The organism is Methylophaga thalassica (genome assembly GCF_030159795.1).
In the GTDB taxonomy this organism is placed as follows: domain Bacteria; phylum Pseudomonadota; class Gammaproteobacteria; order Nitrosococcales; family Methylophagaceae; genus Methylophaga; species Methylophaga thalassica.
Genome location: NZ_BSND01000003.1, coordinates 35,899 through 51,138 on the forward strand (window position 1 = coordinate 35,899; position 15,240 = coordinate 51,138).

The window sequence follows — 15,240 nt, forward strand, 5'->3', positions numbered from 1 at the left end:
TTGACTTTCCCCACTGCGACTATTTCTATTAGTGCCTTACAGCATAACTTTGCACGGGTAAAACACTATGCACCCAAGAGTAAGGTTATGTCGGTTATTAAAGCCGATGCCTATGGCCATGGTGTGATAGCCGTAGCAGAAGCCTTAAAGCAAAGTGATGCTTTTGCTGTGGCACGACTGTCAGAGGCGGTATCGCTTCGAGACCACGGTGTGACACTCCCGATCGTTATTCTTGAAGGCGTTAATACGGCTGATGATTTTCAGCTTGCAGCAGAGTTCAATTTATCGCCAGTGATACATCTCAGTTCTCAAGTCGATTTATTGAGTTCAATCACCTTGATTCAGCCTTTGCGTTTTAATTGGATCATGGTTGATAGTGGCATGCACCGGCTTGGCATTCGACCAGAGGATATTGAAACGGCCCTTAGCCGTTTAAAAGTATCAGGCAATATGAATGATGAGTTCGGCTTGATGAGTCATTTTGCAAACTCTGATCTTGTTGGTGACATCCGTAATCAACATCAACTTGAACACATGCTCAGTCTGAAAGAAAAAACGGGCTTGCCAGTGTGTTTGTCTAATTCTGCTGCAGTGTTAGCATATCCCGAGTCACACTTGGACTGGGTTCGTCCCGGTTTAATGTTGTATGGTATTTCTCCATTTGCAGAAACGACGTCTGCTGAACATGGCTTACTGCCAGTGATGCAGTTAACCACACGGTTGATTTCAACTTATGACCTCAATACAGGTGAACAGGTTGGTTATGGTGGCGACTGGACGGCGAAGCAACCTTCCCGCATTGGTGTCGCCAGTATTGGATATGGTGATGGTTATAGTCGTCATTTGTCTAACCAGTCTGAAGTGGTTATTCAAGGTCAACGCTGTCCGGTGATTGGACGTATTTCCATGGATACGATTTGTATCAATCTGACGGATTGTATTCAGGCAAATGTCGGTGATGAAGTGTTGTTATGGGGACGTTCAGAGTTGATGGTGGAAGAGATTGCCAACTATGCTGGCACCATTCCTTATGAACTCGTCACTGTCTTGAGTAAACGCGTTAACAGGGATGTGAAAGATGGCTAAAGTCAAAAAGGTCTATGTTTGCAAAGAGTGTGGCGCGCAAACACCACAGTGGGCGGGACGATGCTCTGACTGTGGAGCGTGGAATAGTCTGGAAGAAGAGATTTATTCCAGTGCGTCTTCAACCGCACAAGCCACAATCAGTAAGCATTCAGGCTATGCTGGTGAGCAAAAAAGTGAAGTGCAGGCGCTGGGAGACGTCACATCAGAACAGGCTGTACGTTGGACTACAGGTTTACCAGAACTTGATCGTGTGCTCGGCGGTGGATTAGTCACCGGTTCAGTCGTCTTAATTGGTGGTGATCCCGGGATTGGTAAGTCGACACTATTATTGCAAGCCATGGCGACGATGGCTGACAGCAGTGGTATCAGTCCTCTCTATATCAGTGGCGAAGAATCCCTACAGCAAATCAGGCTACGTGCTGAGCGTTTACAGTTAGAGCAGGCACCGGTCGATCTATTAGCTGAAACTCACGCAGAACAGATGATTCAGGTAGCTAAAAACCGTAAACCTCAGGTGATGGTGATTGATTCTATTCAAACCGTGTTCACCGAGTTATTACAGTCGGCACCTGGAACTGTGGCACAGGTGCGTGAAAGTGCTGCACAGCTGGTTCGGTTTGCGAAATCTAGTGGTACGACAATGATTCTCGTTGGTCACGTGACAAAACAAGGTGCATTAGCCGGACCTCGGGTACTTGAGCACATGGTCGACACGGTACTGTATTTTGAAGGAGACACCTCAACGCGATTTCGAATTCTCCGTGCCGTAAAAAATCGTTTTGGTGCAGTCAATGAGCTCGGTGTATTTGGTATGACGGAACTGGGACTCAAAGAAGTGAGTAACCCGTCGGCCATTTTCCTGTCTCGGGGTGAGGAGTCGGTACCAGGCAGTATTGTCACAGTGATACGAGAAGGCAGCCGACCGATGTTAGTTGAGGTGCAAGCCTTGGTTGATAGTAGTCCTCTCGGAAACCCAAGACGGGTGACGGTGGGGCTTGAGCAAAATCGCTTAGCCATGTTGCTGGCTATTTTGCATCGACATGGTGGAATTACCTGTCATGATCAGGATGTATTTATTAACGTTGTCGGTGGTGTAAAACTGAGTGAGACTGGGGCTGACTTGGCGGTATTAGCTGCGATTATTTCCAGCCTGCGTAATAAACCACTACCCAGAGACTGGGTATTATTTGGTGAGGTCGGACTGACCGGGGAAATTCGACCTGTGCAGGCCGGCGAAGAACGCATTAAAGATGCAAATAAACATGGTTTTACTCATGCGATTGTGCCAGCAGCAAATGCGCCACGAAAAGACTTGAAGGGTATGAAGGTGCATGCGGTAAAACACTTGTCAGAAGTGATTAATATACTCCGGGATATCACTGCTTAATGCTGATCAATCAGAGCTGATAATTCCCTGTGGAGAATGGCTTCATCACCCAGATTCAGCTCAATCAGGCGTTTTAAGTGTGTGATGCTATCTAAACCGATATGTTCGCAGTCAAAACCGATCTGTTCATCATCGATATGGGCTATTACGGTTTCCATCTCGATAATGACTTGGGCATTATCCAGTAATAAGTCGAGACGACATTTATCGCCAATCTCAGATTGCCACTGTCCTGGTTTATGAACTAATAGACCTTTTAATGAAATATCAATGATTTGGCAATTGAGAAATAAATCACCATTTTCAGTGTTGATGTGGGCAACAGCATCAAAAGGTATGCGGCTGAAACGGCGTCTATCCTGAGCGGTTGAATCGGTCATAAATACCCCCTTGAATATAAACTGATACTATCATTGTTTTTGTATGAGGAATACACCATGCTTTGGGTGAAGGCATTTCATATCATTTTTGTAGTGACATGGTTTTCAGCCATGTTCTATTTGCCGCGTTTGTTTGTTTACCATGCGATGACTGAGGATCAAGCGGGTAAAGAGCGCTTTAAAATTATGGAGCGCAAACTCTACCGTGGCATTATGACGCCAAGTGCACTTTTGACTCTCATATTTGGTGTCTGGTTAGTGAGTTATTATCCGCTAGAACAAATAGCATCAATGGGTTGGTTGCATGCAAAACTGACGTTGGTATTACTGCTCTTTGCTTATCATGGTATGTGCGGATCTATGGTAAGGAAATTTGCTGCAGATCAAAATGAGCGTAGCCATACGTTTTACCGTTGGTTTAATGAGCTGCCAGTACTGGCCTTGATCGCGATTGTTATTCTGGTTGTTGTAAAACCGTTTTAATAAAAAAAGGGCTCATAAAGAGCCCTTTTTTTGAAGATTGTTGAAACGGCTTAACTTAATCAGTGTATTCAAAAATTTTCACTACACGCTGAACACCGGCAGAATTCCTAACTATATTGACGGCTTGATCCGCTTCAGCATGACTCACCATGCCCATCAAGTAAACTACACCACGTTCTGTTACCACTTTTACATGGAATGGATCCGTATTTTCATCTGTGGTCATTTTCGCTTTGATTTTGGATGTAATCCAGGCATCACTACTACGAGAAGGCAAAGCGCTCGGGGCTGCAATCGCTAACTCATTATGAATACGTCTGACTTTAGGAATCGCTTTTACTTCTGCCGTTACTTTTTGTTTTAGTGACTCGCTCGGAGTTTCACCTGTCAGTAATACAACGCCGTTATAACTGGTGACGTTAATATGACTCTGGTTATAGATTTCTTTGTTGTTATAGATGGCGTATGACGCTTTAAATTCGATCCCTTGATCATCAATCACACTACCGGTAGTACGACGATCATAGGCAACTGATGCGCCTGTCGCTGCACCTGTTGCCACAACAGGCACACATGCTTGAAGAAACAATGTGGCGGCAGGAATAACTAAGCCTAACCAAGCTGCTTTTTTGATGTTGAGCATAATGATTTTCCTTGTAATAACGCTATGTACTGACATTTTTTTAGCTAACTAAGCTGGAAAGCGTTTTTTATCCATTCAATCTGTATGGATGAGTCAGCAGGTGTTACCGCCACAACATCAAATCGATAGTGCTGATATGGTGATGATGTTGTTTGAATGTAGTGCTGCGCTGTATGAATAATTTTAGTCTGTTTTTGACTATTTACGCTTTCCAGTGCTGAACCAAATCGTGCATTCTTCCGAAACCGTACCTCGACAAATACCAAGGTATCTTTTTCTTTCATGATTAAATCGATTTCACCTCCACGGCAATGATAGTTCTGTTGTATCAGACGCATACCATGCTTTTGTAGATAGCTGGAAACCTGTTTTTCTATTTGCTGGCCTTTTTCCCTGGCAAACATAATTATTTAATGAGCTTTAGCTCTCCTTGTTCAAATTTTGCCCACAACATTTTGCGAATGACATGTCCCTGCGAGTTGATAGATAACGTACCAGTAGCGCCTGCCATTGAGCTGGTGGGATCTCGACTTAGTTTATTAAGTTGTGGAATCAACTTATAAGCATCTACACCTAGAGCATAGAGTCGGATTGCACTGGCAAAGTTCTCCGGAGACTGATTTTTCAGTGCCTGATACACCGGATCTTCTGCGGCTAATTCTTCAAATACCCATGGAATATCACAAATAATCAAGTCATTCAGATCAATATTTTGTTGCGGATCGGACTGCCCGCTATAAACATGTGAGGTTGCCAGTAACGGTAACTGACCTGAACGATGATATTTCAGCTGTGGTACGAGCTGACGTGCTTTGAGTGGGCGAGCGACTAAAAATAAAAAATCAACGCCTTCACGACGACGTGGTTCGAAGTCGAGTGAGCGGCCTAATGTGCCTTGCAAGGACTTATAACGTTGCTCACTTTCATTTAATCCCATTAATGGAATGAGTGTATCCCGAAAGTCATTTTCAGCTTCATTATAATTTGAGACTAATAACGTGGTGCCACCATCCTTCCGCCATTGATTGGTAAAGGCTGAAGCGATGCGTTGTCCCCAGTCATTATAGGGCGCGAGCACAATGCTGCGTTTGTAGCCCAATTGCTTAGCATAATTGGCAGCAGCGGCAGCTTCGTCTTCTGGCGCAAGTCCAAACTGATAGAGGTTTTTATAAGCCTCAGGCCCATCAGTGCGGTTCAAAGCCAGTACCGGTACACTCAAGTTTGGGTGTGTTGCTAATGTTTCCACTGATGATTTTTGCAATGGACCGATAACCACGCCGGCGCCATCAGCAACGGCAGCATCGTATTGAGATAACACATTACTTTGCCCGCTGATCGCATCGGTTTGTATATCGTAAAAGTGCAGTTGGGCCGTTGAACCATTTACATATTGTGCGGCAATAATGGCGTCTTTAATCGCTTTAGCCGCTTCTACAAATGGCCCTGAGTTAGGCAGTAAGACGGCAATATTTTCAATATCTTTTGGGATATGCGTTCCGGCTGCCAAGGTTTTTTGATACAGCGCTGGATCAGCAGGATGATTGGGGTAGCTTCGTTTCCAGTCTTCAAGTGCGACAGCCAGTACTTCCGGGTTATCCTGATACGCTTTAATGTTGTAGGCAAGGGCAAACCAACCACTATCTTCGGCGGGTGGATAGCCTGGGTTAAACAGATCCAATGCTTGTGGCGTCATTTGCATTAATGCCTGCCAAAGCGCTTCACGGCTGTTTTTCAATGATTCAGGATCTGTCAGAATTTTTTCAAGCTTCAAATGGGTGTTGGCTTTTTCCAGCCAATTTCCAGTCAAGGTATAAGCGTCAGCCTTAAGCTTTAGAACATTCTTTAGATTCTGAGCGGACAAGTCTTTTTCCTGCACAGCACTGAGAGCTTCTAATGCACGCTCACCTTCACTGTTAAACAATGCGATATTGGCGCCCAGGATCGCGGCATCATAGCGTCGGCTTTTATCCAGTAAGCTGAGTTTGATTTGATCTAGTTGACTTTGGCTTAGTTCAACCTGGCCTGACTGCCAATACATTTGAGCTGCTTTCAGTTGATATGCCGCTTGTTCAGCACCGTCATTTGTCATTGCCAGTTGGGCATATTCATCCGCTGCCTGTTGGTATTGTCCGGATAACTCTGAGGCGACCGTTTCAATTTGAGCAGGCTTTGTCATGCTGACCGGTGATTGCACAGGCTGACAAGCCGTCAAGCTCAGGAGGATAATGGCGGATAACCAGAAGCTGCGTTTCAGGAACATAAGGTCATTCTATTATTAGTCATAGGAGGCATCATCTTACCTGTTCGCGTATATTACGACCACACTGTATTCAAGATTTTAAGGAAAGACTGTGAACGAAAGTCAGGCAGGTCAATTATTCATTGTCGCTACGCCTATTGGTAATTTAGCTGATTTTTCAGCTAGAGCGATTGAGGTATTAAAAAGCGTTGATGTGATTGCTGCTGAAGATACTCGCCATAGTAAGTATTTATTGCAGCATTATGCTATCCAGACCTCGACGATTTCTCTGCATGAACATAATGAACAACAGCGCAGCGACGCACTTTGCCAACGTTTGCTTGCGGGAGAGTCAGTAGCATTAATTAGTGATGCCGGTACGCCACTGATTAGTGATCCAGGCTATCGACTGGTTACTACCGTTAGAGATGCGGGCATTCGTGTGATCCCCATTCCAGGGTGTTGTGCATTAATTACGGCATTATCTGCTTCGGGCCTGGCTTCTGATAGATTTAGTTTTGAAGGGTTTTTACCCGCTAAGTCATCAGCTCGCAAACAAGTCATGGAGTCATTGAAGTCAGATGGCAGAACCTTGATTTTCTATGAAAGCCCACGACGTTTACTGGCGGCATTGGAAGATGCGGTTTTGATCTTCGGTGATCAACGACAAGCCTGTCTGGCACGTGAATTAACCAAACTCCATGAAACCATCGAAACGCGACCATTGGTCGAATTAATTGATTGGGTTAAAGCAGATGATAATCAACAGCGGGGTGAGTGTGTACTGTTGATAGAAGGTAGTCAAAATGAAGCAACGGCGGATGAGCAAGAGGTCAGTCGGCTATTAAAAATTCTGCTTACTGAGCTTCCTGTGAAAAAGGCCGCGGCGATGGTGGCTAACATTACGGGTGGCAGTAAAAACGAAGCCTATCAGTTAGCGTTGAAATTACAGCAGAAAAACTAGCCTTTAGGTAGAATAGCGCACTGAGACGACTTGGCAATCGCACTGATAGTCATATTGGTGAGGAAAGTCCGGGCTCCATAGGGTAAGGTGCCAGGTAACACCTGGGGGGCGCGAGCCCACGGCCAGTGCAACAGAGAGTATACCGCCGAAGTGATTCGGTAAGGGTGAAAGGGTGCGGTAAGAGCGCACCGCGCTTCTGGTAACAGAAGTGGCATGGTAAACCCCACCTGGAGCAAGACCAAATAGAGGAACGTCTGCTTGCAGACATGTGCGACCCGTACTGTTCCTGGGTAGGTTGCTTGAGGCTGATGGTGACATCAGTCCCAGATGAATGATTGTCCACGACAGAACCCGGCTTATCGGTCGTCTCAACCTATATATGTAACAAGCAAAATAACTGCTATAGACAGCATCATTTTTCCTGTCTTGGCAGTTATTTTTTTGTCTTTTAGACGAGTATTCTAGAATTTACTTTAACTTCACATGCCAGTTTTTTGATAAGAAAGACCTCCTTCAGAAACACCTCCAATCTTTTTCTCCCACTTTTGTGAAAATGCCCTAAGTCATTGTCATAAAAAGAGGATTTTGTTTATTTACAGGCTTGACTTCGGCCATTTGCCCTCCTATAGTGTCGACAAGTGGGGGAAAGTGGATCTTAGTGGATCGTATTTTTTGGGGATGAGCAGTGTTTCGAGGCGTGGCAACTTTCAATCTGGATGCAAAAGGGCGGATGGCTGTTCCAGCCAAGTTCCGCAAGCATCTTGACGTCTGTTGTGAAGGCCGATTAGTCATCACCATCGATCATTCTGATCATTGTTTACAGTTGTACCCATTGCCAGAATGGGAAATTGTTGAAGAAAAACTTTCCGCATTACCCAGTTTGAATCCTCAAGTACGTCGTTTAAAAAGAATGCTTCTCGGTTATGCCACTGAATGTGAAATGGATGGCAATGGCCGTATTTTATTACCCGCTAAATTACGTGAGTTTGCAGGCCTTGATAAAAGCATGGTGATGATTGGTCAAGGTAACAAGTTTGAATTATGGAATGAGCAAACTTGGAATGAGCTCATGGATGAATGTCTAGAAGAAGATTTTGGCGAGATTTTACCGGCTGAATTAGAAAGCCTGTCGATATAAAGGCGGAATTATGACTGAGAACTACTCGGAACATCTGCCAGTCTTGTTAAGCGAGACCATACAGGGCTTGTCAGTAAAGGCAGATGGTAAATATCTAGACGCGACATTTGGTCGTGGTGGTCACAGCCGTGCCATTCTGGCATTGCTGTCTGATAACGGTCGTCTACTTGGACTGGATCGTGATCCTCAAGCAATTAAAACCGGTTTGGCTCTGGCAGCCGAAGATCCTCGTTTCTCTATCGAGCAAGCTAATTTTTCAGAACTCAGCACGGCCGTGCATTCTCGTCTCTGGCAGGGAAGTGTTGACGGTATTCTGATGGATATCGGCGTTTCTTCACCCCAGTTGGATGATGCGGAGCGTGGTTTCAGCTTTATGAAAGATGGTCCACTGGATATGCGCATGAATCCAGATGCAGGCATCAGTGCAGCTGAGTGGCTGGCAACTGCTGAGATGGATGAGATTGCGGATGTCATCAAAACCTTGGGTGAAGAACGTTATGGCAAGCGTATCGCCAGAGCGATTGTGGAAACCCGGGACGAAACCCCTATTATCACGACTAAACAGTTAGCAGATTTAGTCGACAAAGCGAGTCCTTCCCGCGACAAATTCAAACATCCGGCGACCAGAACATTTCAGGCCATTCGTATCTTTATTAACAATGAGCTGGAAGAACTCACAACCGCATTAGAGCAAGCTTTGGATGTGCTAGCGGTGGGCGGTCGTTTAGCTGTCATCAGCTTCCATTCTCTTGAAGATCGCATTGTGAAGCGTTTCTTCCGTGATGAAGCCCGGGGGGATGATTTGCCGTCTCACTTTCCCATTACCGTGGATCAATTAAATCCACGTTTGAAAGTGATTGGTAAAGCGATTAAAGCCTCAGAAGATGAGACTCGCTTAAATCCTCGTGCGCGTAGTGCTGTACTTCGTATTGCGGAGAAGTTGGCATGAATATAAAAGCACTGCTCGAAACCATTAAAATTGATACGCCATTGTTTGTGATGGTTTTTGTCGTTTTGGTGTCGGCGGTAGCGGTGATTTATACCAAGCATTTGAGCCGGAACGAATTTGTGCAACTTCAACGGTTAGAAAAAGAACGTGACGCGCTGAATGAAGAGTGGGGACGCCTGCTACTGGAAGAAAGTACCTGGGCGAGTCCAAGCCGGATTGAACAGGAAGCGAAAAGCCGTTTAGGCATGGTGGTACCTAAATCAGATATGACTGTGGTGATTAAACCATGAAGTATCGTGGTCAAAAAGTTCATCCAGTGGGGGCGTGGCGCCTTAATCTTGTTCGCATCATGTTTGTGTTGATGGTCGCTGGTTTATGCTGGCGTTTGGCAGATATTCAGGTCGTTAATCCAGAGTTTCTTCGTCACCAGGGTGATGCACGTCATCTTCGTCAGGTGCCTGTTGTTGCTCACCGCGGAATGATTTTGGATCGCCATGGCGAGCCTTTAGCAATTAGTACACCTGTGCATTCTGTTTGGTTGAATCCTCAGGATGTGCTTGCTACTGATCCTCGTTTACCCAAACTGGCGCAGTTACTTGGTTTATCGACACAAACTATCAGAGAAAAGATTGAACAGAATCAATCGCGTGAATTCGTTTATTTGAAACGTCGTATCACACCTGAGCTGTCAGCCAAGGTCAAAGAGATAGGTATTCAGGGCGTAGCACTTCAACGCGAATACAAACGTTATTATCCAGCTGGTGAAGTTGCTTCTCATATTGTCGGATTTACCAATGTTGATGATATCGGTCAGGAAGGTCTTGAGCTGACTTATGATGCGGTTTTAACTGGCCGTCCAGGCCTGAAACGTATGGTGCGTGACAGCCGAGGTAACTATGTAGAAGGTGGGGAGCTGATTCGTCCTGCAAAATCCGGTGAGAACGTTCAGTTAAGCATTGATCTGAGATTACAGTATTTAACCTATCAGGCACTGAAAAAAGCGGTTACCGAACACCATGCCAAATCAGGTACGGCAGTTATTTTGGATACGCATACCGGTGAAGTATTGGCAATGGCAAATCAGCCATCTTATAACCCCAATAATCGAGCGGGGTTAAAACCGAGTGATTTAAGAAACCGTGCCGTCACCGATTTATTCGAACCTGGGTCGACTGTCAAACCCTTCACGGTTACCAGTGGTATCAAGTCCGGTCAGTTCGATACTACGACGATTATTAACACGCATCCCGGTTATTACCGAGTCAGTGGTCATCCCATCAGGGATTTTCGTGATTATGGCGAAATTGATTTAGCTACCCTTATCCAGAAGTCAAGTAATGTTGGCGCCAGTAAAATAGCCCTGGCACTCGATCCGGCTAAGTTATGGCATGACTTTGCCAGTTTTGGTTTAGGTGAAGCGACCGGTGCTTACTTCCCAGGCGAAGCAATGGGCACCATGCCAGATCCACAATCATGGCGCACGCTGGATATCGCCACTATGGGGTATGGCTACGGCTTATCAACCAGTGCTATGCAGCTTGCCAGAGCCTATACCGTGTTAGCAGATGGCGGCATTCTCAAGCCAGTGACTTTCATCAAAACAGATAAAGTGCCACAAGGCCGTCGAGAATTTTCAGCAGATATCATGCATGAAGTGGTGCAGATGATGGTGAAAGTCATTGAGCCAGGTGGGACAGCGACGCGGGCAGCAGTAGCAAATTATCATGTGGCCGGTAAAACCGGTACAGCGAAAAAAGCGATTAGCGGTGGTTACGCCGATAAACGTTATCAATCTGTCTTTGCGGGCATTATTCCTGCCTCTGCGCCTCGACTGGCGATGGTGGTGATGATTGATGAGCCTCAAGGCGAATATTACGGTGGCGCAGTTGCTGCGCCTGTGTTTGCAGAAGTGATGACCGGGGCAATGCGTTTGCTAAATATTCCCCCTGATGATTTACCGATGACCCAGATGCAGGTGGCTCACAAATGATGACTTCAATCGTAAAACCTCAATCATTGATGGCATTACTTAGTGATGTTGTCGTCGATAATTCGGCCCTACAAGAATGTTCTTTGACGGACATTAGTATGGACAGCCGAAGAGTTGCTGCGGGTGGTTTATTTTTAGCCTTGGCTAAAAATACGGTCGATAGAGAAAAGCATCTTCGACAGGCTCTGGAAAAAGATATTTTTGCGGTATTGATTGATGAGCAGCAACCTCTAACCGAGACTGAGCTGGAGATGCTCAATGCAGCCGTGGTGATTGCTTACTCCGTCGACAATCTAGCTGAAAAAGCTGGGTTCATTGCAGCTCGTTTCTATGGTCATCCGTCGGCAGATATGACAGTGATTGCCGTAACCGGCACCAATGGTAAAACATCAGTAAGCCAGTTTATTGCTCAGGCGCTTGAATCGATGAATAAACCTTGCGGTGTTATTGGCACTATGGGAGCGGGGCGTCTATGTGATCTGGAAATGACTGGTATGACTACGCCTGATCCGGTCACCATGCAAAAACTGCTGGCAAGATTCCAACGTGAAGGCTGTGACTATGTAGCATTGGAAGCCTCATCACATGCGCTTGCACAAGGCCGTTTAAACAGTGTCGAGATTAATATTGCTGTACTGACCAACCTCAGTCGTGATCATCTTGATTACCATAAGACTATGGCCAATTATGCCGCAGCTAAAAAACGGTTATTTGATATGGATAGCGTGCAATATGCCGTCATTAATGCGGATGATGCTTTTGGTACCGATGTCATTTCAAAACTCAGAAAAAATGTAGCGTTGTTAACCTACGGTGATGCTGAAAACCAGGTCAATATTCGTGCTGAACATATTTCATACAAACGTGACGGAGTGGCGTTTGATGCCCGGGTCAATGACAAATCTGTAGCAGTCAACTTACCCGTTTTAGGTGAGTTTAATGTCGATAATATCCTGGCGGCAATCGGGGTATTAACTGCACTGGGACTGGACACAGAACAATGTCGCGATGCTATTAATCAGTGTCAGGCGGTGAGTGGTCGTATGCAAACCTATACTCAGGCAGGCCAACCCACCGTTGTGATTGACTATGCCCACACTCCTGATGCTTTACATCAGGCATTAAGAACACTGCAGGTACATTTACCTGATGCGGGTCAGCTTTGGTGTGTGTTTGGCTGTGGTGGTGATCGCGATAGAGGTAAGCGCCCACTTATGGGTAAAGTCGCTGAACGTGAGGCTGATCAGGTCATCGTCACAGATGATAATCCACGTACAGAAGATCATTTGCTCATTATCGAAGACATTCTGGCTGGCTGTGATGAGCCTCAAAAAATTCGTGTCGAACTTGATCGTAAGTTAGCGATTACCTATGCGATAAATCATGCCGAAGCAAAAGATATCGTCTTAGTAGCGGGTAAGGGCCATGAGTCCTATCAGGAAATCAATCATGTGCGTTATCCATTCAGTGATGCGACGGTAGTGACGGCTGTATTTGACGCTCAGGCAAATGGCATTAAAAACGTGGTGGGAGGACATTAATGGGTCTGCAACTGCCACTTAAACAGATTGCTGAAATTATCGCAGCTGATATGCCGGTCGTTGATGCTACCGTTACTGGTGCGGTGATTGATTCACGTAAGGTAACACCGGGTGATTTGTTTATTGCCTTTAAAGGTGAACATGTTGATGGTCACGCGTATATAGCCAAAGCTAGAGAAAACGGTGCTATCGCGGCATTAGTCAGTGAATATCAGGATGATGAATTACCACAGATTAAGGTCGATGATGTCCGCGTCGCATTTGGGCAGATCGCCCGGGCCTGGTTAGCTGAATGCAAAGCAAAAGTGGTTGCTATCACAGGCAGTAATGGCAAAACCAGTTTGAAAGAAATGGTTAAAGCTATCTTGTCAGAAGTGGGTACTGTATCGGCAACACAGGGTAATTTGAATAATGATCTGGGTGTACCGTTAACCGTTTGTCGAATCGACAAAAATGATGATTATGCTGTGATCGAGATGGGCACCAATCATCCTGGTGAAATTGCTTATCTGATGAGCATCGTGTCACCTGATGTGTCAGTTATCAATAATATTGCTTCAGCTCATCTTGAAGGATTGGGTAGTGAAGAAGGCATTGCCAAAGAAAAAGGCAGTATCTATCAGGGCTTGAAGCAAAACGGTGTAGCTGTAGTGAATGCGGATATGCCTTATGACACAATCTGGCAACCTTTAATTGCTGATAGAAAAACTATTCGGTTTGCACTGCAAAATAATGCGGATATTCATGCTGAATATATTCAGCCAGAACCCGCTTCTAGTCATTTCCTGGTGCATATCGACGGTGTAAACCATCACATGACTTTACCTCTGCCGGGATTGCATAACGTCAGCAATGCATTGGCAGCTATCGCTGTGAGTGTTGCCCTAGATATTCCGGTTGATGCCATGGTGCGTGGGCTGAACAAAATACAAGCAGTGCCCCATCGACTACAAATGCGTAAAGGCTTGTCAGACAGCCGTTTAATTGATGATACCTACAATGCTAATCCCGGCTCATATCTTCGGGCCTTAGAAACCTTAGCTGGATTTCAAGAACCGCGTTGGCTGGTACTCGGTGATTTTGGTGAGTTGGGTGAAGAGGCTGATGCCATCCATCAAACCATGGGATTACAAGCGAAATCTGCTGGTGTGACGACATTATTTACGGTCGGAGAAAAAAGCCAACTGGCGGCAGCCGCGTTTGGTGATAACGCTATTCATTTTGAGGATGTACAAACATTGCAACAGCTTTTGCAAAACACACTAACTGCAGATGTGACTTGTTTAATTAAAGGATCACGCTTTATGCAACTCGACAAACTGGCCGATGCGCTGGTAGCGGAGGCACAGTAATGCTGTTGTTATTAAGTGATTACCTAAGCCAGTTCTACAGTGGGTTTAGTGTTTTCCAATACCTGACCTTAAGAGCCATTCTCGGGGTGATGACAGCACTTGGTATTGCCTTGATTATTGGCCCAACCATGATTCGCCATTTGAGTTTCAGACAGATTGGTCAGGTGGTTAGACAAGATGGTCCTGAATCACATTTCAGTAAGAAGGGCACACCTACGATGGGGGGGGCGCTGATTCTGGTGGCTATTGCCGTGAGTACATTACTGTGGGCTGATTTATCCAATCGCTACATCTGGGTCGTACTGATTATCACTCTGGCTTTTGGTTTGATTGGTTTTGTTGACGATTACATCAAATTAGTCCGTCAGGATCCACGTGGTTTAATCAGTCGCTACAAATACTTCTGGCAGTCTGTGTTTGGTGGCGGTGCTGCCGTATTTTTATATATGACGACCACCGTGCCGGCTGAAACGCAACTCATCGTACCGTTTGTCAAAGAGATTGTTATTCCTCTGGGTGGCTGGTACATGCTGCTGACTTATTTAGTGATTGTTGGCAGTAGTAATGCGGTCAATTTAACTGATGGTTTAGATGGTCTGGCGATTATGCCGACAGTAATGGTAGCAGCTGCGCTGGGTCTGTTTAGTTATGTCGGTGGCCATTTTGAGTTTGCCACCTACCTGCAAATTCCTTTTATCCCAAGTGCGGGCGAACTTGTTGTCTTTTGTGCGGCAATGGTGGGCGCCGGACTTGGCTTCCTCTGGTTTAACACTTATCCAGCACAAGTCTTTATGGGCGATGTCGGTGCTTTAGCACTTGGCGCGGCATTAGGCACGGTTGCCGTATTGGTCAGACAGGAGTTGGTTTTACTCATCATGGGCGGTGTGTTTGTTATTGAAACACTGTCCGTAATGATTCAAGTGGGCTCATACAAATTACGTGGTAAACGCGTGTTTCTTATGGCACCGATTCATCATCACTATGAACTGAAAGGCTGGCCGGAACCTCGCATTATTGTGCGGTTTTGGATTGTCACTGTGTTCCTGGTGTTGATTGGTTTAGCGACGTTGAAAATACGATGACATACG

15 protein-coding genes and 1 other RNA gene are annotated in these 15,240 nt (G+C 45.6%); 12 read left to right on the top strand and 4 right to left on the bottom strand.

Going from position 1 to position 15,240, the window contains the following annotated elements:
* On the top strand, nt 1-1,086 hold the full coding sequence (gene alr, locus QQL60_RS00240; protein ID WP_284722058.1) for an alanine racemase: 1,086 nt from the start codon (nt 1-3) through the stop codon (nt 1,084-1,086).
* Nucleotides 1,079-2,473, top strand: a complete 1,395-nt coding sequence (radA, locus tag QQL60_RS00245; RefSeq protein ID WP_284722059.1) for a DNA repair protein RadA — start codon at nt 1,079-1,081, stop codon at nt 2,471-2,473. The genes alr and radA overlap by 8 nt, the downstream gene beginning before the upstream one ends.
* Here radA and QQL60_RS00250 read toward each other — a convergent pair.
* Complete coding sequence (locus QQL60_RS00250) at nt 2,470-2,853, bottom strand: PilZ domain-containing protein (protein ID WP_007146020.1); 384 nt, start codon at nt 2,851-2,853, stop codon at nt 2,470-2,472. The genes radA and QQL60_RS00250 overlap by 4 nt on opposite strands.
* A gap of 57 nt (nt 2,854-2,910) precedes the next feature.
* On the opposite strand from QQL60_RS00250, the gene hemJ reads away from it, so the two are divergent.
* On the top strand, nt 2,911-3,336 hold the full coding sequence (hemJ, locus tag QQL60_RS00255; protein ID WP_284450422.1) for a protoporphyrinogen oxidase HemJ: 426 nt from the start codon (nt 2,911-2,913) through the stop codon (nt 3,334-3,336).
* A gap of 55 nt (nt 3,337-3,391) precedes the next feature.
* Here hemJ and QQL60_RS00260 read toward each other — a convergent pair whose 3' ends face one another.
* Genes QQL60_RS00260 through QQL60_RS00270 form a run of 3 tightly spaced genes read right to left on the bottom strand, consistent with a single transcriptional unit; the run spans nt 3,392 to nt 6,239 of the window.
* Nucleotides 3,392-3,979, bottom strand: a complete 588-nt coding sequence (locus QQL60_RS00260) for a BON domain-containing protein (RefSeq protein WP_007146018.1) — start codon at nt 3,977-3,979, stop codon at nt 3,392-3,394.
* A 44-nt stretch (nt 3,980-4,023) separates the two neighbouring features.
* Nucleotides 4,024-4,383: a YraN family protein gene (locus QQL60_RS00265; RefSeq protein ID WP_284450421.1), complete on the bottom strand. Its 360-nt coding sequence runs from the start codon at nt 4,381-4,383 to the stop codon at nt 4,024-4,026.
* Between the two features lie 2 nt (nt 4,384-4,385).
* Nucleotides 4,386-6,239 carry a penicillin-binding protein activator gene (locus QQL60_RS00270; protein ID WP_284722060.1) on the bottom strand — a complete coding sequence of 618 codons (1,854 nt, stop codon included), beginning with the start codon at nt 6,237-6,239 and terminating at the stop codon, nt 4,386-4,388.
* A gap of 91 nt (nt 6,240-6,330) precedes the next feature.
* Here QQL60_RS00270 and rsmI point away from each other — a divergent pair, with 91 nt between their 5' ends.
* From rsmI to mraY, 9 genes are all read left to right on the top strand, one after another.
* The gene (gene rsmI / locus QQL60_RS00275; RefSeq protein ID WP_284722061.1) at nt 6,331-7,182 is read left to right on the top strand and encodes a 16S rRNA (cytidine(1402)-2'-O)-methyltransferase; all 852 of its coding nucleotides are present in this window, start codon (nt 6,331-6,333) and stop codon (nt 7,180-7,182) included.
* Between the two features lie 21 nt (nt 7,183-7,203).
* Nucleotides 7,204-7,557, top strand: an RNA gene (gene rnpB, locus QQL60_RS00280) — RNase P RNA component class A.
* 322 nt (nt 7,558-7,879) lie between these two features.
* Entirely contained in the window at nt 7,880-8,320 is a 441-nt protein-coding gene (gene mraZ, locus QQL60_RS00285) for a division/cell wall cluster transcriptional repressor MraZ (protein WP_007146014.1), read from the top strand.
* Between the two features lie 10 nt (nt 8,321-8,330).
* Nucleotides 8,331-9,269 carry a 16S rRNA (cytosine(1402)-N(4))-methyltransferase RsmH gene (gene rsmH, locus QQL60_RS00290; RefSeq protein WP_284722062.1) on the top strand — a complete coding sequence of 313 codons (939 nt, stop codon included), beginning with the start codon at nt 8,331-8,333 and terminating at the stop codon, nt 9,267-9,269.
* Nucleotides 9,266-9,559 carry a cell division protein FtsL gene (gene ftsL / locus QQL60_RS00295; RefSeq protein WP_007146012.1) on the top strand — a complete coding sequence of 98 codons (294 nt, stop codon included), beginning with the start codon at nt 9,266-9,268 and terminating at the stop codon, nt 9,557-9,559. Before rsmH ends, ftsL begins: the two co-directional genes overlap by 4 nt.
* Nucleotides 9,556-11,259 (top strand): peptidoglycan D,D-transpeptidase FtsI family protein, encoded by a 1,704-nt coding sequence (locus QQL60_RS00300; protein ID WP_284722063.1) that lies wholly within the window; start codon nt 9,556-9,558, stop codon nt 11,257-11,259. The genes ftsL and QQL60_RS00300 overlap by 4 nt, the downstream gene beginning before the upstream one ends.
* Entirely contained in the window at nt 11,256-12,800 is a 1,545-nt protein-coding gene (locus QQL60_RS00305) for a UDP-N-acetylmuramoyl-L-alanyl-D-glutamate--2,6-diaminopimelate ligase (RefSeq protein WP_284722064.1), read from the top strand. The genes QQL60_RS00300 and QQL60_RS00305 overlap by 4 nt, the downstream gene beginning before the upstream one ends.
* On the top strand, nt 12,800-14,152 hold the full coding sequence (locus QQL60_RS00310) for a UDP-N-acetylmuramoyl-tripeptide--D-alanyl-D-alanine ligase (RefSeq protein ID WP_284722065.1): 1,353 nt from the start codon (nt 12,800-12,802) through the stop codon (nt 14,150-14,152). The genes QQL60_RS00305 and QQL60_RS00310 overlap by 1 nt, the downstream gene beginning before the upstream one ends.
* A complete protein-coding gene (gene mraY, locus QQL60_RS00315) occupies nt 14,152-15,234 on the top strand; it encodes a phospho-N-acetylmuramoyl-pentapeptide-transferase (protein WP_273182690.1) in 1,083 nt (360 codons plus the stop codon). Before QQL60_RS00310 ends, mraY begins: the two co-directional genes overlap by 1 nt.
* Nucleotides 15,235-15,240: the final 6 nt, after the last annotated feature.